Genomic DNA, 21,277 nt, shown 5'->3' with positions numbered 1-21,277 from the left:
CGCCGAGCTCGTGCGCGGCGACGTGTGCGACGGCGCCGGCCTGGCCGGCGGCGTACGCGGCGTGCCGCGGCGCCCCACGCAGGTCCCTGGCCGCGCCCATCGCATGGCCGCCCGCTGCCCGGGCCTGCATCATCTTGACCTCGCCACCCACCCAGGCTCGGGCGTGCTCGATCGCCTGACGCGGCCGTGGGTCCTGTGGCCGAGCCGACTCGAAGAGACCCAGGACGTGCTCCGCGCACGATGCCGCCCAGAGGGCGAGGAGACGGTGATCCGAATCGGTGAGGGTCCCGCCGCGTCGGATCGTCACGAAGCGAGGGTCCCGGACCTTCGGGAGGATCATGGTTGGCACTCCTTCTGCCTGCATCCGCCCAACGCCCGAGGGCGTCGCGTCACGATCGGGACTGCACGAAGCGGTCCAGGCAGCGTTCGGCCACCGCCGTGATTGTCAGCGCCGGATTGACCAGCGCCGTCGACCCCGGCAGCAGGGCACCGTCGACGACGAACAGGTTCGGGTACCCGTCGACCTTGCCCTCGAAGTCGCAGGCCTGCCCCATCACCGCACCGCCGAGTCCGTGCCAGGTGCAGCCCGAGCCGAAGTCGCTCAGCCGGGTGTAGACCGGGATCCCGGTCGCGGGCGAACCCTGCCGGACCTCGGTGCGCTCGTGGAAGCGGCCTGCGAAGTTCCTGCCGCGCGCGTCGACGTCACTGTTCGCCTCGCCGAACGGGTAGTTGAGTTCGGCGCGGCCCGTCACCGGGTTGTAGTCGACGCTGCCGCGTTCGTCGGTGATCACCTGGATCAGGTTGGCCATCATGCCGCCGCCGGCGACGTCCGGGAACGGCGACGCCTCCCAGGAGATGGAGATGGGCCCGTCCGGATTGTCGTCGTCGTACATGACGGCGACGCCGGGCCCACCCTGCTTGGCGCCGCAGTCGCGGCGCAGGAGGACTCGCGACATCAGGAAGTCGCCGTTGGTGCCGTACCCCTTGCCGACCTTGTCGTTCAGCCGGGTCAGCGTGCCCTTCGCCTTCGCGGTGGCCAACAGCGAGCTGGTGTAGAACGAGCCGGCGGCCATGAACACGAAGTCGGCGACGAACGTCTTGTGTTCGAGCACCGCGCCGGTCTCGTCGATCCGCTTGGCCGACACCTCGAAGCGGTCCTGCCCCGGCACCTCGCGAATCTCGACCACCTCGTGCAACGGCAGGATGGACACGTTTCCGGTGGCCTCGGCGGCTGGCAGGTAGTTGTGGTCGACGCTGTTCTTGGCGCCGGAGTTGGTGCCGTACGGGCCCTCCCCGATCGAGTAGGACGCGGGCCTGCGCCCGGCGAGCTCGTCGCGGACGACGTCCCAGTTGACGCAGAAGTCGTGCAGGACGGGTTCGCCGCCGAAGTCCTCGATGTAGTCCAGCCAGGCCCGCGCCCCCCGGTAGTTCGGATGCGCGAGCAGGTCGGCCGGCAGCGGCGAGGTGCCCAGCATCTTCCGGGCCCGCGGGTAGTAGGTCCGATCCAGTTCGTCGTAGTCGATCTGGGCGGGAAAGACCTGGGTGAAGTCCTTGCGCCGCGGCTGCGGGGTGAACGCGCCGAACGCCAGCGAGCCGCCGCCGACCCCCGACCCGTACAGCGCGTCGATGCCGTTGCCCTTGACCCGGTCGATGAGGCCGGGGTAGCGGTCGATGCGCACGAACTTGGTCAGCGGGTTGATCGGGGACTGGTCGGCGAACCAGGCGGCCCGGTGGTCCGGTTCGTTGACGGCGCAGAAGGTGTTGCCGGCCGGGTCGATCGGCCACCGCCGACCGCGCTCGAGGACCGTGGTCTGCACACCGGCCTGGCCGAGGCGCAGTGCCGCGACCGCGCCCCCGAACCCGCTGCCGACGACGACCGCGGTCTTACCGCGCAGCGCCGTCGGCGCCGCCCCGACCTGCGCGCTGGCCAACGGTCCGACGACGGATCCGGCGGCGATGGCACCCAGGCTCAGGGCCGCCCCGCGGAGGACGGATCGTCGGCTGTGCGGGACGCGTGCTGCAAACTCGGCTGTGGTCACTCGGTGGAAGATACGCGCCCACGGCCGCGCGCGGCGTCGCTGCGCGTTCAGCCGGCCTGCACGGGATACCGGAGGGCCGCGACGTCGGCAAGGACCCCGGTCGCGTCCGCCGCAGGATTCAGGACGGCAATGTGCTCCTCGGCGAGCGGGAGCGACGCCATGAGGTGGTGCGCGACAGCCGGACTCATCTCACACCCGTAGTAGGTCGCGTGGTCGAGGAAGCCGTCCAGGGTCCAGTCGGTCAAGGCCCCGAACATCCACGACGCGCCGTCCGCGTAGGCATCGCCGTCGGGATCGGCGAAGTCCGAGCAGTTCCACGACGAGTCACCCACCGCCCACCACAGGCACACCGTCATCGTCGGCACGCCGTCGAGGGTGAAATCGTCTGTGTAGGAACGGAACACAGTGGGCAGGTGGTCGGTGAGCCCGGGCCAGAGGGCGGCCTCGGCCCGGTCGTAGGTGTTCATGACCGATTCGTGGTCGAATCCCCGAATGTAGGTTCCGTTGGGACCGAAGATGATCGAGTACTCGTCGCCGGCACCGTTGTCCATCGAGGCCAGCGACTCGTCGGCCCGCCAGCCGGGTCGGTACATGTACTTGGGAGAGCCCGTGGTCATCACCGTGTCGAGTGCGGCCAGCACGATGCTGCGGCGCCGCAACTCCTCGGGGTCCGGGAGCGATTCGAGGAGCTGAGGGGTGGGCACGCGGAGACCTTCCTGTGGTTCTACCGTCAGCGGGCCACGGCAGGGCCGAGCTCGATGACGCTCGCGCCTGCGAGGAGTTCTCGGTCAGACACAAGGCCTCACCTTACGGACGTCCTCGCGCGGCTCCAGTCCGCAGGTTCCTGCCGGGTGGTGCGGTGGATTCCGCCGCCGCCGGCGGCGATGGCGGCGATGTTGATCTGCACGATTCGGCGACCGGGGAACAGAGTTGTCGAGGACGACGCAACTCTCGGTGATGATGCGGGCGGCGACATTGACGACCTCGACAGCCATTGGTCGGCGACGTGCACCTGGAACTCATCCAGATTGTTGCGATCAGGAGCCCTCGTCAGGCCTGCCGGATTCGGTGTCCTTGTACTCGGCGTGGCGATGGCGCGCCACGAGCACCGTCGTCCCCGACCCGCCGATCGCCACGAGCAGGGCCGCGATCGCGATGCCGAGATAGCGCCACTCGGACGCCTCGCTGTACGGAAAGGTGTCCGCCCAGTCCAAGCCGAGGCGCACGACGACGGCACCGACCACCCAGCTCAGCACACACCCGGAGATGACGAACAGAACGCGCCGCATCACCACATGGTACGAGCGGCGACCAGGCATCGTTGGACCCTCAAACGTGCCGTCCCGCACCCGCCCTCGACCGCACCGGGAACAGCGGCGGCCACGGCCAGTGCCGGCCGAGGCTGTCCCGCGCACGCAGGAAGCCGAGGCCGAGCACGAGCCCGAAGATCAGGTGCCCGATCAGCGACAGCGTGATCGTCGTCGGCGTGAGCGGGAACATGTCCTGTTGACCGCGCGGCGACAGGGCCACCGTCCCGATGAGGCCGGACCAGACGGGGAACACCGCGAAGCCGACGAACGCGAGGAGGACGGTGCGGCGTGACCGATGCTGGAGGCCGAAAGCGAGGGCGATGAGGAAGAAGGCGATTCCGATTCCGCCGCCGTCACCGAGGTAGCGCCACAGGTAGCCGACGATCGCGCCGGTCCGGGCATCGGTTCCCGAGTGGAGCCACGTACCCATGTGCGGAATGAAGTCGCCCCAGAGACCGAGCAGATACACGGTGTCGAGGCGGAAGACGTCATACGCCAGGCACGCGAACATCCCCCAGCCGAGGCCATGGCCGACGATGCGGTCGATCGGGTGCGGAGCGAACACGCACAACACGGCGAGGGTGGCCGCGAGCGGAATGATCACCAGCGGACCGGTGGCACTCATCGGCACCACACCGAACACGTGAGCCGAGATCGCAAGCAGCGGCAGGGATGCGAGCAGCAGGTACATGCCGATCCGGGCGTAGGCCCAATGGTGGCGGACCGCCTTCCGGACTGATTCGACGGCGGGCAAGGCGACGCCCGGCGGCCCGTGTTCATGTACGTCGGTGACGGTGATGCCGAGGATGCGTGGCATGGCGGTGGGTTCCTTCCGGTCGAGGGGCCTCTCCCAGCGAGTGGTCGATTTCAGATCCCCAGCATCCGTCGAGTGCCCGGCATGCGAACAGTCCCCTGAGGGGTGGCAACAGCCACCCCTCAGATACGCACCACTTGCGCGGCTCGATCCCTCCCGCCCTGTGGGAGAAGTCGTTCCACCTCGGCCACGGCCGTTTCTACGCTTGCGTCAATCGACGCCTACGCCGCGCCGCGCCGCGCGACTGGACCCTGGACGGTGCGCGCCTACACCAGGAACGAAGGGACGCACGTTGACCGCTGTCGAGACGGGATGGCACTGCCTCGGACCGGCCGAGAACTACCGCGATGGCAAGCCGCATGCCATCGCGGTGTTCGGCACCAAGCTCGTCGCGTTCGCCGACAGCCGGGGCGAGATCAGGATTCTCGACGCCCGCTGCCCGCACATGGGCGGCGACCTGAGCAACGGCTCCGTCGTGGGCGGAACGATCGACTGCCCGATCCACCGCTGGCGCTGGGACGGAAACGGCGAAGCGGCTGGCGGGTCACCACACCCGACGCCCACCCGCGCGTGGGCGACCCTCGAGCGGGACCAGCAGCTGTTCGTGTGCCACGACCCGGAGGGCTTCACTGACGTTCAGTCGTCCAGCGCTTCCTCGATGAGCGGTTCGAGAGCGCGACCAGCTTCGGGCGAAAGGCTTTCGGTCAGGGCGTCGACGGCGTCGATGACCTCATCGCGTTCCAGGGTGTAGAGGAATTGATGCTTGCGGTTGAGAGTGGCGATTGTGTCGAGGAACTCGGTGACCGCCGTGGTGACCGCTTCGGTGTGCACGGGCTCGTCGGCGCCGCAGGCCTCGCGGACCTGACGGAGCGCCGCGACGAACGCTGTGCGCGCCTTCTTCGAGACCGCATCGGGGATGCCGTCACGGCCGTCCCAGTGGCGGAGCGGGTTCTCGAGGTTCTCGGCCAGCCATTCGGGTTTGCGAGGTTTGCGGACGGTGAGTTCGACCCGCGGCACCAACGCGTACCGGGCGCGCACCCCGGTGGCGACGTCTGCGGGGATGCTGTCGAGATCGAGGCCGGTGAGGGACGGGAGCTCGTCGGGGCCCGGGAAGTCGGAAGGGTCGTAGCCGAACAGGTCGCAGATCCACAGGGTCGTCAGCTGCGGCAGCCTCTGCAATTCCTCGAGTTCGTCGAGTAGGCCGGGGGCTCCGAACAAGTGGAGCCAGGAGACCTCCGGGAAATGCTCGGCGATGTCGCCGAGCGCGAGCTCCTCGATGGCGCTGATCCGCAGGCCGTGCGTGCGTTCCAGGCCGCGCACCGGCGGCACGGCGCCGGTGAGGTTCACTGTGATCCAGCGGCCGTCCCGCTCGGCGACCACCTGCAGCATCTGCTCCGACGCGGGCTCCTCCGCGCTCAGCTCGTCGATCATTGCGTCCAGCGAGTCGAAGCTGTTGACCGCGCCTTCGCCGCGCAAGGTCAGGTGGTCGAGGCTCGGCGGGAGCACGAGTCGTTGTAGTCCCGTGATGTCGATCTGGAGTTGGTCGAGGTTCGTGCGGGAGAAGTCCAGTTCCCGTTGTCCGTGACCGGTGAGGCTCAGTTCCTTCACCAGCAGTGACCTTTCCAGGAACGGCAGGAGGTCGTCGCGCCACGCGTGGAGCTCCACCTGGTAGAGGGCGGGCCAGGCGCGCAGCGATTCCAGGCTGAAGTCGTCGCCGATCCGGTAGCCGGCGTCGTCACTGAATCGGCGGGCATGGGCCAGGCGCGCCTCGTACTGTTCACCGCTGCGCGAGTCCGTGAGGCCTGGTGTCGGCGCCATTTCTGCACCGTCCAGTGCGGCCGAGAACGCGGTCCTCGTCTCGCTGGGAATCGAGTCCCAGCGGCACTGCCGCTCGACGTCCCGGTCGAACTCCCACGCGAAGTAGRCACGGGAGACGGTCTCGCCGGTCACGGGGAGCGAACCGATCCGAAGGTAGGAAGCGGGAACGCGCAGGGGGACGTTCCTCAACATCTCCTCCGGGGTCCAGAACATGTAGTCCCGCACCATCCGCGGCACGCCGGCCAGCGTGGTGACGTCCGGAACCTCGGTGCCCGTCCAAGCGAGGACTGCGGCCGTCGCGAGATCCCGGGACTCGTCGACCGCGACGACCTGGCAGGCTCCGTAGCGACCAATCCGTTCGAGGGGGAAGACGAAGACATCGCCGGGTGCGGCAGTGGACGGTGATTCGGATTCGGTCAATGTGCGCTCCGTGCTCATCCCTCGCGCCTCGCCAACTCCGCCAGTTGGTCGAAGGTCCGCACGAGGACCTCGCGCCGCCGCTCCTTGTAGTCCGGCTTGGGCTCCAGCCCGTCGATCGCCCCCTCCCAGACGGCCAGGAACCGGTCCTTCCAGCCCACGATGGTCTCCGGGTCGGGCAGGCTGACCCCGACGTAGGGCTGCTGCGCGAGCAGGTGAAGCAACTCCAGGTTGCAAGGCACCGCGACGCCCCAGTACTCGTCCGGCTCGATCTCGACCGCGTCACCGGACATCGCCTTGGTGACCTCGTCGACGAGCCGGCCGGTCAGGTCCGAAAGATGATCGGCGGCGGTGTCGTCGTCGAAATTGCCGCTGCCCCAAGTCCCCATGGTGTCCTCACCCTCCCGCGTCCGATTCTGGCGACATTGAACCAGACAGCACCGACGTTCCGCCGATCGGCGGACCGGGTCCCGGGCGACTCAGTTGGTTTGGGCGAGACTTCCGATGATGGTGGCGCGCTGGCGTGTTGCCGGCCCGTGGGCTCCGAGGGTGTTGAGGTCACCGTCGTCGTCGACGAGTCGCCAGAAACTCGATTCGTCGGCTGCGGTTCCGAGGACAAGCCACGTGGGTCCGTATCGGGTTGGCGCCCACCAGAGCTCGGCGGCTGTCACGGTGTCGTCGAAGAGGATGTCGCCGACTGAGTACCCCTCGAGCGCGCCGATGAAGGTGAATGGTCCGCACTCGGAAGGCATGCCGTCCAGCAGGTCACGGGTGATGCGGTCGGCTTGGTTGACTGCATGTCAAGACCGTCGGCGCAGCCGCCGTCCGCGGTCCTGCGTGTTCACGATCGCCGCTGCGGTGCCCGCGACCGTCGGATCACCGTCGTCGGCCAGCCGTGCCAGCGCCTCCTGTGCCGCCGGCCCGGGAATCTCCGCCAGCGCCTGCGTGATTCGCAGCCGCGTGCCCGCGTCATCGACACTGTCGAGCTTGTCCTGCAGGACCCCGACGACGTCATGGTCCCCCGGCGAGACCTCCGTCAGCAGGCCCAACACCTCGGCGGCCTCGACATCACGCCGCCCCTCGACGACCATCTCGAGGAGGACAGGCGTCGAGTCGACGCTCCCCCGAGAGCCCAGCGCGAGGGCCGCACGCCCGCGGACCGTGGCGTCGGAATCATCGAGAGCACGTCTCAGCAGCACCGTTGCCTCCGCAGTCTGCACCGCCGCTATCGCGACAGTCGCCCGACGCCGGACGTCGACGTTCTCCGAGTCGAGACCGGTGGCCAGGCCCGCGAGTCCCCGACCACCGGCCCTCGCCAACGACCACCGCAGTGCCCCGGCCACATTGGGGTCGTCCTCCGACAAGGCCGCCTCGACCAGCGCCGCGACGGGCAGCGCCGCGTTCCCGTCCTGAGACAGGATCGCCTGCTGCCGCCGGGCCCCGGACTCCGATTCCAGCGCGCGCAACAGGGAGACGACGCGCAGGACGTCGTCCCACTCCGCCGGCGAGGCGGCGTCGACGCGTTCGAGCTTGGTGAGCAGTTCCTCCTCGGCGGCGATCCGCTCCCGCGTGTGACGGATGAGGTCTCCCACCAGATCGCCCGGCGCGAAATCGGGCTCGTCCAGTGCGCGCCTCGCCTCGTCCAACGACAGCCCGAGGGTCCGCAGGCTCTCGACGTGGAAGAGGCGGCGGATGTCGTCGGCGGAGTACTCGCGGTAGCCGCCGGACGTGCGGCCGGTGGGCTTCACCAACCCCAGCGTGTCGTAGTGCCGCAACATCCGCGTGCTGACGCCGGACCGCCGCGAGACCTCACCGATCAACATCCCGTCTCCTCCCGCTACGTGTCCGGGCCGGTGACCGCGACGCGCTTCGCCATCTCGAGCGAGAGGGTGAACGCGCTGTCGGGGTCGTGGCAGAGCTGCTTCGTGGCATCCGCGTGCGCACGCATACGCGGATCGGGACTCGCCCCGGCCGCGTCGAGGACCGGCAGGACGGCGTCCCCGAGCGCCACCAGCGCGCGGCTCAGGCTGAGCTGCATGTCGCGGTCGCCCCGTCCGAGCTCGGTCGCCAGATCGGCCGCGAGCGCGACCTCGTCGTCGGGCGGCACGAGCGCCACGGCCGCCCGCCACGCGCTGCGCGCGACCTCGTCGTGCTCGTCGTGCAGCAGCGCCGACGCCGCGGGCCAGGCGAGCCGATCGCCGATCTTGGACAGGGTGTGCAGCGCCTGACTGCGGGCCTGCGCGGTGCCGGACCCGAGCTCGTGGACCAGTCTCGGCACCGTGATCTCGGCCGGCAGGCGGCACAACGACCAGGTCAGCATGTCGCGGACGAAGAAGTCCGGTTCGACGGCACACCGAGCGACGAGAGTTTCCGTGAGACCGGGATCGCGACCCGTGCCTGCGGCGAGTGCCGCCCGCAGCCGAGCCGACGGGTCGGCTGCGGCCAGGGCGTCGACGAGGTAGGCATTCGGCCCACCGCGGTTGGTTGTGTTCACGACAACCACCTCCTTCGTCGACCATTCGAGTCCTTGTCACTGTGTCAGGGTCAAGTCCCGGCGTCAGGGGCCCAATGGTCAGCATGCAGGACACGCCGCTGGAACCAATCCAAATCCGTATGACACGACCGCTCGGGCCGAGCTCGGTGACGATCGCGCCCAGGCTGGCAGAATCGGCAGCGTGGTCAGGCCAGCGAGTTCCAGCGCATCGCCGGCGGTCGGTCGCGCCCTCGACATCCTGGTGCGACTCGCGCAGCGCCCGGGTCCGGTGCAGGCGGCCGCGCTCGCCCGCGACCTGGATCTGCCGCGTTCGTCGGTGTACCACATTCTGTCCGTGCTGGTGGAGCGCGGCTTCGTGGTGTACGTGCCGGGCGAGCAGGCGTACGGGCTCGGGGTGACGTCCTTCGAGATCGGCTCTGCCTACCTGCGCCACGAGCCGCTCGAGCGGCTCGCGCAGCCGATCCTGCACCGACTGGCCATGCAACTCGGACAGGCCGTGCACCTCGGGATCCTGCACGGCAACGAGACCGTCTACCTCCTCAAGGAACGCCCCACGTCCGGACCCGCGGCCGAGGTCTCGCTGATCACCGACATCGGGGTGCGACTGCCCGCGCACCTGACCGCCAACGGGCGCGCCATCCTCGCCGCCCTGCCCGACGCTCAGGTCAAGGCGCTGTACTCCCGGCGCGGCGACTTCATCACTCGGACCGGGCTCGGCCCGCGGACGCTGACCGAACTGCGCCGCATCCTCGCGGAGGCCCGCTCGCGCGGGTGGGCAGAGGAGGTGGACCTGGTGACGACGGGCCTGCGGTCCGTTGGCGCCGCGGTGTTCGACCACAACGGCCGTGCGGTGKCGGCGCTGAGCACCACCTGGCGCAAACAGTTGGCCTATCCCGAGCCGGACGCCGTGGGTCAGACCCTGCTGGGCGGCGCCGAGCGCCTGACCTCCCACATCTCGGGCCACGTCCCCGCGCCACGCTGAGCGAGCAGGCACCACGATTCGACCCCTTGTGAGGCAGTTCACATGGTTGTATGGTCCTGTATATACAACTGCCGCCGCACGAGGAGAAGCCGACGATGACGCAGGCCTGGGACGACGACTTCCGCGACCGGATGGCAGATCCGCTGCTGGCGAAGTCCTACACCGACTCCCTGCCGGAGGCATACAAACACGACTTCGACCCCGAACGCGCCGTCGCGGACGTCACCCGAATCGAGGGGTTGCGCTCCGACTCGTTCGAGGTGGCCCTGCACCCGCCGACGGGCGCCGCACGGGGCCACCTGCGCCTGACGCTCTACATCGACGGAGCAGCAGTCTCGCTCAGCCGAATCCTGCCCGTGATCCAATCTCTCGGCGTCGAGGTGCTCGACGAGCGCCCCTACCCGATGGCCGACTCGGCCGGCAGCCACTGCTGGATCTACGACTTCGGCCTCGCCCTCGACGTCGATCCCGCCCCGTCCGACCCCGGCATGGCCGCACGATTCACCGACGCCTTCGCCGCGGCATGGCGCGGCGATGCAGAGGTCGACACCTTCAACCACCTGGTGCTGCGCGCGGGTCTGACCTGGCGGCAGGCGTCGATGCTGCGCGCCTATGCAAAATACCTGCGCCAGGCCAGTTTTCCGTACAGCCAGGTGAGGATCGCGGAGGTCCTCTCCGCACACCCCGAGTCCGCCCGGTTGCTGGTCGAGCTGTTCGGAGCCCGCTTCGACCCGGCCGCGAACGACGAGGAGCGGCAGGACGCGCTGACCGGCCGGCTCGACGACGCACTCGGCAGCGTGGTCAGCCTCGACGAGGACCGCATCCTGCGCGCCTTCACGACACTCATCCGAAACACCCTGCGCACCAACTATTTCACCCGTGGGGGCAGCTCGCCGTTGCTCTCGTTCAAGTTCGATCCGCAGCAGATCGACGAACTCCCCCGCCCCCGGCCACGATTCGAGATCTTCGTCTGCTCGCCGCGGGTCGAAGGGGTGCACCTGCGCTTCGGTGCCGTGGCCCGCGGCGGCCTGCGGTGGTCGGACCGCAAGGAGGACTTCCGCACCGAGGTGCTCGGACTGGTGAAGGCGCAGGCGGTGAAGAACGCGGTCATCGTGCCGGTCGGCGCCAAGGGCGGGTTCGTCGTGAAACAACCGCCCGCGCCGACGGGCGTCGACGCCACCGATCGCGAGGCGCACCTCGCCGAGGGCGTCGCGTGCTACCGGCAGTTCATCGCCGGCCTGCTCGACGTCACCGACAACATCGACTCGGCCACCGGCGCCGTCGTTCCCGCCCGCGACGTGGTCCGCCACGACACCGACGACACCTACCTCGTCGTCGCCGCGGACAAGGGCACCGCCACCTTCTCCGACATCGCCAACGAGGTCGCCGCCGAGTACGGCTTCTGGCTCGGCGACGCGTTCGCCTCCGGGGGTTCGGTCGGGTACGACCACAAGGCGATGGGCATCACCGCGCGCGGCGCCTGGGAGAGCGTCCAGCGGCACTTCCGCGAGATGGGCCGCGACACCCAGAGCGAGGACTTCTCGGTCGTCGGCATCGGCGACATGAGCGGCGACGTGTTCGGCAACGGCATGCTTCTCAGCACGCACATCAGACTGGTCGCGGCCTTCGACCACCGTCACATCTTCCTCGATCCCACCCCGGACGCCGCGACGTCGTTTGCGGAACGCAACCGACTGTTCGGCCTGCCCCGCTCCTCCTGGGCCGATTACGCCCCCGCGCTGATCAGCGCGGGCGGCGGGGTGTGGGCGCGCTCGGCGAAATCGGTCCCGATCAGCCCCGAGGCGCGAGGCGCGCTGGGTCTCGCCGACGACGTCACCGCCCTCGCGCCCGCCGCGCTGATCGGCGCGATCCTGCGCGCCCCGGTGGATCTGGCGTGGAACGGCGGCGTCGGCACGTACGTCAAGGCATCGAGCGAGTCCCACGCCGAGGTGGGAGACAAGGCCAACGACGGGGTCCGGGTCGACGCATGCGACCTGCGAGCCCGCGTCGTGGCGGAAGGCGGAAACCTGGGGCTGACGCCGCTCGGCCGCATCGAGTTCGCCCGCGCCGGGGGCCGCGTCAACACCGACGCGTTGGACAACTCGGCCGGCGTCGACTGCTCCGACCGCGAGGTCAACATCAAGATCCTGCTCGCCGGCATGGTGGCGTCCGGAAACCTCGCCGCGGGTGAGCGGGACGCACTGATGCGCTCCATGACCGACGAGGTGAGCCGACTCGTCCTGGCGGACAACCGCTCCCAGAACCGGATCCTCGGCGTGAGCCGATCCACTGCCGCCGCCGCGCTCGGCGTACACGCCCGGATGATCGCCAGGCTGGAGAACGACCGCGGACTGGTCCGCGTGCTCGAGGCGCTACCGGACAAGCGCGAGCTGTCTCGGCGTGCGCAGGACCGCCAGGGGCTGACCTCTCCGGAACTGGCCACCCTCATGGCGCACGTCAAACTCGCCGTCAAGGACGAACTGCTGGCCGGTGACCTGCCGGACGATCCGGCGCTGCGCGACCGGCTGCGTGCGTACTTCCCGGACGCCCTGTGGGAACGCTTCGGCGACCACCTGGACTCACACCGGCTACGCCGCGAGATTGTCACGACAATGCTGACGAACGACGTGATCGACCACGGCGGAATCACTTTCGCGTTCCGCCTCGCGGAGGACTCGGCGGCGATCGGGTCCGACGCCGTGCGTGCCCACGTCGTCGCGGCCCGGATCTTCGACCTGAACCGGTTGTGGGCCGACATCGACGAGAGTGGACTGCCGACGGCCGTCACCGATGCCCTGGTGGTCGACACCCAGCGGGTGCTCGACCGGGCCTCGCGCTGGCTGCTGGCCAACCGGCCGCAGCCCCTCGACATCGGCGCCGAAGTCGCCAGGTTCGCGCCCCGACTCGCCCGCCACGCACACATGGTCCCGGACTGGCTTCGCGGACAAGAGCTTGCCGATCTGCACGCGCGGGTCGCCACGTCGGTCGATGCCGGTGTCCCGCACGATCTCGCTGCCCGGGTTCACCTGCTGCTCGACCAGTTCGGCCTGCTCGACATCATCGAGGTCGCCGACGTCAGCGGCCGAGAGGTGCCCGAGGTCGCGGAGCTGTACTACGCACTGAGCCAACATCTCGGCGCGGTGCACCTGTTGCAGTCGGTGTCGAGACTGGCCTACCACGACCGATGGAACTCACTTGCCCGCCTTGCGATGCGGGACGAGCTCTACGGCTCCCTGCGCGCGCTGTGCCTGGACCTGCTCGGCAACCCGGCGGGCGCCGGGGAATCCGCCGCCGAGATGATCGCGCGGTGGGAGGAGCGGAACTCCACCCGTCTCCTGCGGGCACGCTCGACTCTCGACGCGATCTTCGAGAACTCGTCCGTCGATGTCGCGGCCATGTCCGTTGCGGTGCGCCAGATCCGGAGCCTGGTCGGTAGCGTCTGAGCCGATCGCCGCCGGGGCGAGCGGCCGCGGCTCACCGCGGCCGCTCCGGGTTCACTGCGTCTCGAAGGTGCCCTCGAGCCGGTAACGCGAGCCCGGGTGTACCAGTCGCGCGGTGCTCACCAGCCTGCCCTCGGACCAGGTGCGCCGGTGGATCAGCAGGCACGGCTCGGCCTCGCCGATCCCCAGGAGCCGGCACTCGTCCGGAGTCGCGAGCACCGACTCGACCACGTGCTCGCCCCGGCCGAGCGGCGCGACCGACATCAGGTAGTTGTTGGGCGTCTGCGCGGCGAAGTCCTGGTCGAGATACTCGGGCGCGATCTCCGGATTGACGTGCCGATCTTCGACCTGGATGGCCAGATCGTCCTCGAAATGCACCACCCGGGAATGGAACACCGGGCTCCCGTCGGGCACTCCCAACTGGTGCGCGATGATCGCCTCGGCGGGCTCGGCGCGGAGGAAGTCCACCTCGCTGCGATGCCGGTGTCCCCTGTGCGTCACCTCGTCGGCGATGTTGCGTACCTCGAAAAGTGCTGAGCTGACCTTTTTCTCGGCGACGAACGTGCCGACACCCATGAGCCGCACGACCAGCCCGTCCGCGCTCAGTTCGCGCAACGCCCGGTTGACGGTCATTCGAGACAACCCCAGGCTGTTGACGAGTTGGTTCTCCGATGGCAGCTGGTCTCCCTCCGGCCAACGGCCCGAGACGATCTGCTCGGCAATGAGGTTCTTGACCCGTTGATAGGCGGGCGCGGATTCGTGCCCGCGGGCCCGATAGAGCGACGCCACATCGGACTCGTCAATCGCCACCCTGATCCCCGTCCACATCCGCCCGTTGGTGGGCACTCTCGTTTCACCCCAGTCTATCGGCCGACTGATCGGCACCCGACCGGAGGCGCTCAACTCAACCTGTCTCGTATCCGAGAATTCTCGGCGGAGGCACTGTTCCGCGTCGCATCGAACAGGTGTCATGGGGGTCACACACCATCGTCAGGAGACCCGAGATGACCAACCACTCCCCCACCGGACCCCGGCCCGTCCGGGCCCCGCGCGGCCCCGAACTGACCTGCCTCGGCTGGCAGCAGGAGGGCGCCCTGCGCATGCTGATGAACAACCTCGACCCCGAGGTCGCGGAGCGACCCGACGACCTGGTGGTCTACGGCGGCACCGGTCGCGCCGTGCGCAGCTGGGAGGCCTACGACGCCATCGTCCGCACGCTGCAGACGCTGAAGTCCGACGAGACGATGCTCGTGCAGTCCGGCAAGCCGGTCGGGGTCTTCCGTACCAACGAATGGGCGCCGCGGGTCCTGCTCGCCAACTCCAACCTGGTCGGCGACTGGGCCAACTGGGAGCATTTCCGCAAGCTCGAGGCCGAGGGCCTGATGATGTACGGCCAGATGACGGCCGGCTCCTGGATCTACATCGGCAGCCAGGGCATCCTGCAGGGCACCTACGAGACCTTCGGCGCGGTGGCGCGCAAGCTCGCGGCCACCGGTCGCTACGAGCACAGCGGCGGCACCCTCGCCGGAACCATCACCCTCACCGCCGGCGTGGGCGGCATGGGCGGGGCGCAGCCGCTGGCAGTCACCATGAACGACGGCGTGGCCATCTGTGTCGACGTCGACCCGTCCCGCATCGACCGCCGTATCGCCCACGGCTACCTCGACACCAAGGCCGAGAGCATCGACGCCGCGCTCGCGCTGGCCGTCGAGATGCGCGACGCCCGCAAGCCGCTGTCCATCGGCCTGGTCGGAAACGCCGCCGAGGTCTTCCCGACCCTGCTCGAGATGGGCGCCCCGATCGACATCGTCACCGACCAGACGTCCGCGCACGATCCGCTGTCCTACCTGCCGGTCGGGATCGCGCTCGAAGACTGGCACGCGATGGCCGAGAAGGACCCCGAGCACTTCACCCTCGAGGCACAGAAGTCGATGGCCGCGCACGTCGAGGCCATGGTCGGGTTCATGGATGCCGGCGCCGAGGTGTTCGACTACGGCAACTCGATCCGTGACGAGGCCCGAAAGGGCGGATACGACAGGGCATTCGAGTTTCCCGGTTTCGTTCCCGCCTACATTCGGCCGCTCTTCGAGGAGGGCCTCGGACCGTTCCGGTGGGCGGCGCTCTCCGGCGACCCCAAGGACATCGAGGCCACCGACCGCGCGATTCTCGAGCTCTTCCCCGAGAACGAGCACCTCAAGCGCTGGATCACCATGGCGGGCGAGAAGGTTCAGTTCGAGGGCCTGCCCGCCCGCATCTGCTGGCTCGGCTACGGCGAACGCCACAAGGCGGGGCTCAAGTTCAATGAGATGGTCGCCTCCGGCGAGCTGTCCGCGCCGCTCGCCATCGGCCGCGACCACCTCGACTCCGGATCGGTGGCATCGCCCTACCGCGAGACCGAGGCCATGGCCGACGGTTCCGACGCCATCGCCGACTGGCCGCTGCTGAACGCCCTCGTCAACACCGCTTCCGGCGCGTCCTGGGTGTCCATCCACCACGGCGGCGGCGTCGGCATGGGCCGGTCCATCCACGCCGGTCAGGTGTGCATCGCGGACGGCAGCGACCTCGCCGCGCAGAAGCTCGAGCGGGTCCTCACCAACGACCCGGGCATGGGCGTCATCCGGCACGCCGACGCCGGGTACGAGCACGCGACGCAGGTCGCCGCCGAGCGCGGCGTTCGCATCCCGATGCGGGAGGCGTAACCCATGCTCGACGCACCCGGGCAGGACGGCCGGTGGACGGTCGTCGACAACATCGGCACCCTGGTCACCAATGATCCCGAGAACGGCGCCGGCCCGCTCGGCCTGATCCACGACGCCGCCGTGGTCATGGGAGCCGGGCTCATCCAGTGGGTGGGCCCCCGATCCCGAATCCCGGAGGGCAGTGCCGGATCCCGATACGACCTGCGTGGCCGGGCCGCCCTGCCCGGGTTCGTCGACAGCCACGCCCACCTCGTCTTCGGCGGCGAACGGGCGGAGGAGTTCGCGGCCCGGATGACCGGCGCCCCGTACGGAGCAGGCGGTATCCGGACCACCATTGCCGCCACGAGGGCCGCCTCGGACGGCGAACTGGGCGCGAACGTGGCCCGGCTCGTCGCCGAGTCGCTGCACTCGGGCACCACCACGATCGAGACGAAGTCCGGCTACGGGCAGTCGGTCCCGGACGAGTTGCGCAGCCTCGAGGTCGCCTCCGCACACACCGCGGAGACGACCCTGCTCGCCGCGCACGTCACGCCGCCGGAATTCGCGGGACGCAGCGACGACTACGTGCGGATGGTGGTCGAGGAAATGGTCCCCAAGTGTGCCCCGCACGCGAAGTGGATCGACGTGTTCTGCGAAGAGGGCGCGTTCGACGCCGACCAGTCGCGGGCCGTACTCGAGGCCGGCATCGCCGCCGGGCTCACCCCGCGGGTGCACGGCAATCAGCTCAGCTACGGCGCCGGCGTTCGGTTGGCGGTCGAGCTGAACGCCGCGTCCGTCGACCACGTCACCTACACGACCGATGCCGATGTCGAGGCGCTGGCGGCGAGCGACACCGTCGCCACGTTGCTGCCCGGAGCCGACTTCTCCACGCGCAACAAGTACCCCGACGCCCGCGCTCTACTCGACGCCGGCGCCACCGTCGCACTGGCCGCGGACTGCAATCCCGGAACCAGCTACACCACCAGCATCCCTTTCTGCATCGCGCTGGCGGTGCGCGAGATGCACATGAGCCCGGACGAAGCCGTGTGGGCCGCGACGGCCGGCGGCGCCGCTGCGTTGCAGCGCACCGACATCGGGCGCATCCGGGTCGGCGCCCGAGCCGATCTGATCGCGCTGGACGCACCGTCCCACCTGCACCTGGCCTACCGGCCCGGGGTGGCGCTGGTGCGTGAGGTCTGGAAGGACGGGCACCGACGATGAGCAGCGTGGACCTCGCCCCCGCGGCCTGGTCGGGGCGCGACGACGGCCCCGGCGACGAACACCTGCGCTGGCACCGCGCCGTCGCACCGCTCGAGGGCCGAACCGGCTCCGGCGCAGGCGTTCTCATCGGGTTCCGCAGCGACGAGGGGGTGCGCCGCAACAAGGGGCGTCCGGGCGCCGCCGACGGCCCGGCCGCGCTGCGTACCGCGCTCGCCTCCATGTCGCTCGCCGCCCCGGTCCGGGTGTTCGACGCGGGTGACGTCGAGGTCGTCGGCGAGGATCTCGAGGGCGGCCAGGACCGGCTCGGCTCGGCCGTCACCGGACTGCTCGACGCCGGGGGCCTCGTCACCGTCCTCGGCGGCGGACACGAGGTGGCGTACGGCAGCTATCTCGGCATCGCGAACTCGGCGGCCGTCGCATCGGGTGCGCGCCTCGGTGTCCTGAACCTCGACGCACATTTCGACCTTCGGCGCGCCCCCCGGCCGAGCTCCGGAACCCCGTTCCGGCAGATGGCCGACCGCGAAATCGCTCAGGGCCGGGCCCTCGACTATGCGGTCCTGGGCATCTCGCAACCCAGCAACACCTCGGCGCTGTTCGCCACCGCGGCCGAACTCGGCGTCCGCCATCTCCTCGACGACGACTGCACGGCGACGAATCTTCCTGCGGTACAGGCGTTCGTCGAGGAGTTCCTCGACGACGTCGACGTGGTCTACCTGACGATCGACCTCGACGTGCTGCCCGCCGCGGTCGCCCCCGGGGTCAGCGCCCCGGCCGCGTTCGGTGTACCGCTCGAGGTGATCCAGCGGGTGTGCGACCTGGTGGCGCGCAGCGGCAAGCTACGGCTGGTCGACGTCGCCGAGCTGAACCCCGCTCTCGACGTGGACAACCGCACGGCGCGGACCGCGGCGCGACTGATCCACCGGATCGTCACCACCGCGCTCGGCCCCCGGACCCACTGAGCCCGACCCCCAAACGTCCTCGGCTCGACGCGTGCGCCCGCCGCCGCGTCGAGCCGAGGATTTCCAACGTTTCGGCCGAAACAGTCCCCCAACCGAACATGTCCGTTTCAGGGAACTGGTCGAGTTACCGTGTCGCGACACTGCCATGAGCGTGTCCGTTGACGGAGTCGTGTCTGACGCGGTGCTGCCGGGGGCCCGCTCAGTTAGAGTCCGACTGACGGGTCTTGAGCAGGTGGCCATGCGGACGATTCCGCCGTCGCCGCCGGAGAGGTGACCATGTCCGGTTCGACTTCCGAGCATCTGGCGTTCGGCGTGGCCGCGAAAAGGATCGTCCGTTCCGTCGCGATGACCGCCGTGCTGGCGTCGCGACGGCGCGTCCGCCGTCGTACCTCGTGGGTCGGCGAGCAACTCGGCTTCGACGACGCGCGCGGCCGGGTCTACCGGGAGACCGTGGTGGTGCAACCTCCGACAGCCGACCCGTGCGTGCTGGTGGTCGAATTCCGTCTCCGTGGGATCCACGGACGGGCACACACGTTGTTCCGGTGGGAGAGCCTGCTCAACACCCCTCTGTTCGTGGGGTTTCCCGGATTCGTCTCGAAACTGTGGGTCGCCCACGACGAGCGCGAGGTCTATCGGGGCGTGTACGAATGGGACGGCCCCGAGCGGGCGGAGGCGTACGTGCACGCACTGTGGTGGCTGCTCGCGCCGGTCAGTACCCGCGGCTCGATCCGGCATCACGTGGTCCCGGGACTGCGCCGCGACCAGTGGCTCGCCCAGCGCGGACACCGCCCGCCCGCGGAGACGGACGTAGCGGTCCGCGCCGGGGCGGTCGCCACCGACCGCGCCCACACCGTGGTGGAGTCGGTCGGCGGCGCAGTCCTGATTGCGGCGAACCTGCTCGCGCGACCCTTGCGCCACTGGCGCGCCACCTGGGGTGCCACGGACGAAGAAGCCGCGGCCACCTTCCCGGGCGACGACCTGGTCCCCGACGCGACCTGGAGTTACACCCATGCGATCACCGTCGCGGCACCACCGGAGCGGTTGTGGCCGTGGATCGTTCAGCTCGGCCAGGGCCGCGGCGGGTTCTACAGCTACCCCGGTCTCGAGAACCTCGTCGGCTGCCACGTCCAGAACGCCACCGACGTGCTCGACCGGTTCCAACACCTCGCGGTGGGTGATCCGGTGCTGCTGCACCCCAAAGCGCCACCGCTGACGGTCGCCGCGATCGAGCCGGGCCGGCATCTGGTGCTGATCGGTTCGTCGCCCGACGGCGCCGACGCGTCGCTGTGGGCGTTCCACCTGCTCGACGACGGGGACGGGGGCACCCGCCTGATCGAGCGGGGACGCTACGCCCACAGCGGTGGGCGGGCGAGCAGTCTCGCGTTCGGCCCGACCCTGCTCGAACCGATCAGCTTCGTGATGAGCCGCAAGATGCTGCGCACCCTTCGCGCACTGGCCGAGTAGAACAAAATATGTAGACCGGTCTATATTGACCTCATGAAGAAAGGCGAGGAGACCAGACTGCGGATGATCACGGTCATGGCGGCCGCGGTCGAGGAGAAGGGCGTGGCGGCGACCGGCGTCACGGAGGTGCTCGAACGGAGCGGGGCGCCGCGCGGCTCGCTCTACTTCCACTTCCCGGGCGGCAAGGACGAGTTGGTCGAGGCCGCGCTCCGGCAGAGCGCGGGCACGCTCGACGACCTGATGGCCGACTCCCTCGGCGGCTCGCCGGCGGACGTCATCGCACGGCTCCTGGAAGCGCTCGCCGACCGGCAGGTCGCCTCCGACTTCACCAAGGGATGCCCGATCGCGACGGTCGCCCTCGAGACGGCGGGCACCGCCCCGCTCGGCGGGGTGTGCGCCGAGATCTACGCCGACTGGGAGGCCTCCCTCGCACACCTCCTCGGCGACGCCGCGTTGGCCACCGAGGTCTTCGCCCTCATCGAGGGCGCACTCCTCGTCGGCCGGGTGCGGCGGTCCCGCGAACCCATCGACGCGGCGGTCCGCGCCGTCCGGAAACTACTGGAGGCCTCATGAGCACGCCCGACACCCTCGTCATCGGCTCCACCGGACTGATCGGCCGATGGCTGATCCCCGAACTCACCCGACAGGGCAGGCACGTCGCCGCCATGGTCCGGAACGCGGCCGAACGCGGCGACGAGCTCCGCGACTGGGTGGCCGCCCACGGCGGGAACACCGAGCGGCTGACCGTCGTCGACGGGGACCTGACCGCGCCGGGCCTCGGCCTGGACCCGTTGCCCACCGTGCGCGACGTCTACAACCTGGGCGGGCGGTTCGCCTTCGGGCTCACCGAGACCGAGGCTCGCACGGTCAACGTCGACGGGGCCGTGGCCGCGCTGCGCTGGGCGCAGGACCTGCCACAGCTGCGACGGTTCGTGCACATCAGCGGGTACCGCGTGGCCGGCGTCACCGTGAACGCGACGCTCTACCGGGACAAGGGCGCCTACGAGGCCAGCAAGGTCGAGGCCGACCACGCCGTGCGCGATCACGCCGAGGCCAACGGCATTCCGTACGCGATCGTCAACCCGTCGACTGTCATCGGCGACTCCGAGACCGGCGAGACCACCCAGTTCATCGGGCTGGCCGACATGGTCCGCGACCTCCACCGCGGCAAGCTCCCGGTGATCCCCGGCGGCAAGGACGTCTGGGTCCCCGTGGTCACCGCGGACTACTTCGCCCGGTTCCTCGCCGCCGTGCCCGAGCACGCGGAACCCGCTGCGGCGCTGTGGGTTCTGGACGAGGACACCCCGCTGCTGGGCGAGCTGCTCCGCGACGTCGCACAGACACTCGGCGTGCGACCCCCTCGATTCCACGTGCCGGTCGGGGTCATCCGGAGGCTGCCCGCGCGGCTGACCGGCGCGGATCCGGAGACCCTCGGCTTCCTCTCCGCCGACCGGTATCCGACCGAATCCGCACGGGCACTCGCCGAGCGGGCCGGACTGGTGCCGCCTCCGGTGCGGCCCGCGTTGCGGGCCTGGGTGGACTACCTGGTTGCGAGCGAATTCGGGACACACATCCCCACTCGAACACCGGTTCGCTAGTCCGCCAAACGCATTCGTGGGACGCGGGCGTTCGAGCCTGCGG

The 21,277-nt window shown here is 69.7% G+C and carries 19 protein-coding genes and 2 pseudogenes; 9 read left to right on the top strand and 12 right to left on the bottom strand.

Annotation, left to right across the window (positions count from 1 at the left end; translation table 11 throughout):
- From AC1DU4_RS02765 to AC1DU4_RS02740, 6 genes and pseudogenes are all read right to left on the bottom strand, one after another.
- Positions 1 to 340, bottom strand: a 340-nt coding sequence (locus AC1DU4_RS02765) for a putative immunity protein (RefSeq protein WP_477837570.1), incomplete at its 3' end; no start/stop codon positions are given.
- Positions 341 to 389: 49 nt separating this feature from the next.
- Positions 390 to 2,039: a GMC oxidoreductase gene (locus AC1DU4_RS02760; RefSeq protein WP_477837569.1), complete on the bottom strand. Its 1,650-nt coding sequence runs from the start codon at positions 2,037 to 2,039 to the stop codon at positions 390 to 392.
- Positions 2,040 to 2,086: 47 nt separating this feature from the next.
- Positions 2,087 to 2,743: a hypothetical protein gene (locus AC1DU4_RS02755; RefSeq protein ID WP_477837568.1), complete on the bottom strand. Its 657-nt coding sequence runs from the start codon at positions 2,741 to 2,743 to the stop codon at positions 2,087 to 2,089.
- 98 nt (positions 2,744 to 2,841) lie between these two features.
- Positions 2,842 to 2,973: pseudogene (locus AC1DU4_RS02750) on the bottom strand (agmatine deiminase family protein); the annotation flags it as partial.
- A 103-nt stretch (positions 2,974 to 3,076) separates the two neighbouring features.
- Positions 3,077 to 3,328, bottom strand: a complete 252-nt coding sequence (locus AC1DU4_RS02745; RefSeq protein WP_477837567.1) for a hypothetical protein — start codon at positions 3,326 to 3,328, stop codon at positions 3,077 to 3,079.
- 40 nt (positions 3,329 to 3,368) lie between these two features.
- On the bottom strand, positions 3,369 to 4,166 hold the full coding sequence (locus tag AC1DU4_RS02740; protein ID WP_477837566.1) for a hypothetical protein: 798 nt from the start codon (positions 4,164 to 4,166) through the stop codon (positions 3,369 to 3,371).
- On the opposite strand from AC1DU4_RS02740, the gene AC1DU4_RS02735 reads away from it, so the two are divergent.
- A complete protein-coding gene (locus tag AC1DU4_RS02735; protein ID WP_477837578.1) occupies positions 4,147 to 4,914 on the top strand; it encodes a Rieske 2Fe-2S domain-containing protein in 768 nt (255 codons plus the stop codon). The genes AC1DU4_RS02740 and AC1DU4_RS02735 overlap by 20 nt on opposite strands.
- On the opposite strand, the gene AC1DU4_RS02730 is transcribed toward AC1DU4_RS02735, so the two are convergent.
- From AC1DU4_RS02730 to AC1DU4_RS02710, 5 genes are all read right to left on the bottom strand, one after another.
- Complete coding sequence (locus tag AC1DU4_RS02730; protein WP_477837565.1) at positions 4,800 to 6,401, bottom strand: hypothetical protein; 1,602 nt, start codon at positions 6,399 to 6,401, stop codon at positions 4,800 to 4,802. The genes AC1DU4_RS02735 and AC1DU4_RS02730 overlap by 115 nt on opposite strands.
- 14 nt (positions 6,402 to 6,415) lie before the next feature.
- Positions 6,416 to 6,787: a DUF4259 domain-containing protein gene (locus AC1DU4_RS02725; protein WP_477837564.1), complete on the bottom strand. Its 372-nt coding sequence runs from the start codon at positions 6,785 to 6,787 to the stop codon at positions 6,416 to 6,418.
- Between the two features lie 90 nt (positions 6,788 to 6,877).
- Positions 6,878 to 7,150 carry a hypothetical protein gene (locus AC1DU4_RS02720; RefSeq protein WP_477837563.1) on the bottom strand — a complete coding sequence of 91 codons (273 nt, stop codon included), beginning with the start codon at positions 7,148 to 7,150 and terminating at the stop codon, positions 6,878 to 6,880.
- A 48-nt stretch (positions 7,151 to 7,198) separates the two neighbouring features.
- A complete protein-coding gene (locus AC1DU4_RS02715; protein ID WP_477837562.1) occupies positions 7,199 to 8,221 on the bottom strand; it encodes a MerR family transcriptional regulator in 1,023 nt (340 codons plus the stop codon).
- A 14-nt stretch (positions 8,222 to 8,235) separates the two neighbouring features.
- Positions 8,236 to 8,901 carry a HEAT repeat domain-containing protein gene (locus AC1DU4_RS02710; RefSeq protein ID WP_477837561.1) on the bottom strand — a complete coding sequence of 222 codons (666 nt, stop codon included), beginning with the start codon at positions 8,899 to 8,901 and terminating at the stop codon, positions 8,236 to 8,238.
- Positions 8,902 to 9,073: 172 nt separating this feature from the next.
- Here AC1DU4_RS02710 and AC1DU4_RS02705 point away from each other — a divergent pair, with 172 nt between their 5' ends.
- Both AC1DU4_RS02705 and AC1DU4_RS02700 read left to right on the top strand, forming a co-directional pair.
- Complete coding sequence (locus AC1DU4_RS02705; RefSeq protein ID WP_477837560.1) at positions 9,074 to 9,874, top strand: IclR family transcriptional regulator; 801 nt, start codon at positions 9,074 to 9,076, stop codon at positions 9,872 to 9,874.
- Between the two features lie 101 nt (positions 9,875 to 9,975).
- A pseudogene (locus AC1DU4_RS02700) lies at positions 9,976 to 13,317 on the top strand (NAD-glutamate dehydrogenase); the annotation flags it as partial.
- Positions 13,318 to 13,368: 51 nt separating this feature from the next.
- On the opposite strand, the gene hutC reads toward AC1DU4_RS02700, so the two are convergent.
- Entirely contained in the window at positions 13,369 to 14,142 is a 774-nt protein-coding gene (hutC, locus tag AC1DU4_RS02695) for a histidine utilization repressor (RefSeq protein ID WP_072846830.1), read from the bottom strand.
- 176 nt (positions 14,143 to 14,318) lie between these two features.
- Between hutC and hutU the strand changes: the two genes are divergently transcribed.
- The 6 genes from hutU to AC1DU4_RS02665 all read left to right on the top strand — a co-directional run bounded on the left by hutU (position 14,319) and on the right by AC1DU4_RS02665 (position 21,234).
- Positions 14,319 to 16,013, top strand: a complete 1,695-nt coding sequence (gene hutU, locus AC1DU4_RS02690) for a urocanate hydratase (protein ID WP_477837559.1) — start codon at positions 14,319 to 14,321, stop codon at positions 16,011 to 16,013.
- 3 nt (positions 16,014 to 16,016) lie between these two features.
- The gene (gene hutI / locus AC1DU4_RS02685; protein WP_477837558.1) at positions 16,017 to 17,213 is read left to right on the top strand and encodes an imidazolonepropionase; all 1,197 of its coding nucleotides are present in this window, start codon (positions 16,017 to 16,019) and stop codon (positions 17,211 to 17,213) included.
- Positions 17,210 to 18,172: a formimidoylglutamase gene (gene hutG / locus AC1DU4_RS02680; protein WP_477837557.1), complete on the top strand. Its 963-nt coding sequence runs from the start codon at positions 17,210 to 17,212 to the stop codon at positions 18,170 to 18,172. The genes hutI and hutG overlap by 4 nt, the downstream gene beginning before the upstream one ends.
- A gap of 276 nt (positions 18,173 to 18,448) precedes the next feature.
- A complete protein-coding gene (locus tag AC1DU4_RS02675; RefSeq protein ID WP_477837556.1) occupies positions 18,449 to 19,636 on the top strand; it encodes an SRPBCC family protein in 1,188 nt (395 codons plus the stop codon).
- Between the two features lie 33 nt (positions 19,637 to 19,669).
- Positions 19,670 to 20,209: a TetR/AcrR family transcriptional regulator gene (locus AC1DU4_RS02670; RefSeq protein WP_477837555.1), complete on the top strand. Its 540-nt coding sequence runs from the start codon at positions 19,670 to 19,672 to the stop codon at positions 20,207 to 20,209.
- Positions 20,206 to 21,234 carry an SDR family oxidoreductase gene (locus tag AC1DU4_RS02665; protein ID WP_477837554.1) on the top strand — a complete coding sequence of 343 codons (1,029 nt, stop codon included), beginning with the start codon at positions 20,206 to 20,208 and terminating at the stop codon, positions 21,232 to 21,234. The genes AC1DU4_RS02670 and AC1DU4_RS02665 overlap by 4 nt, the downstream gene beginning before the upstream one ends.
- Positions 21,235 to 21,277 lie beyond the last annotated feature (43 nt).

This window comes from Rhodococcus sp. P4_F5 (assembly GCF_056401315.1).
The sequence above is the reverse complement of the archived record's forward strand: the minus strand, read 5'-3'. Positions and strand labels throughout refer to the sequence as shown.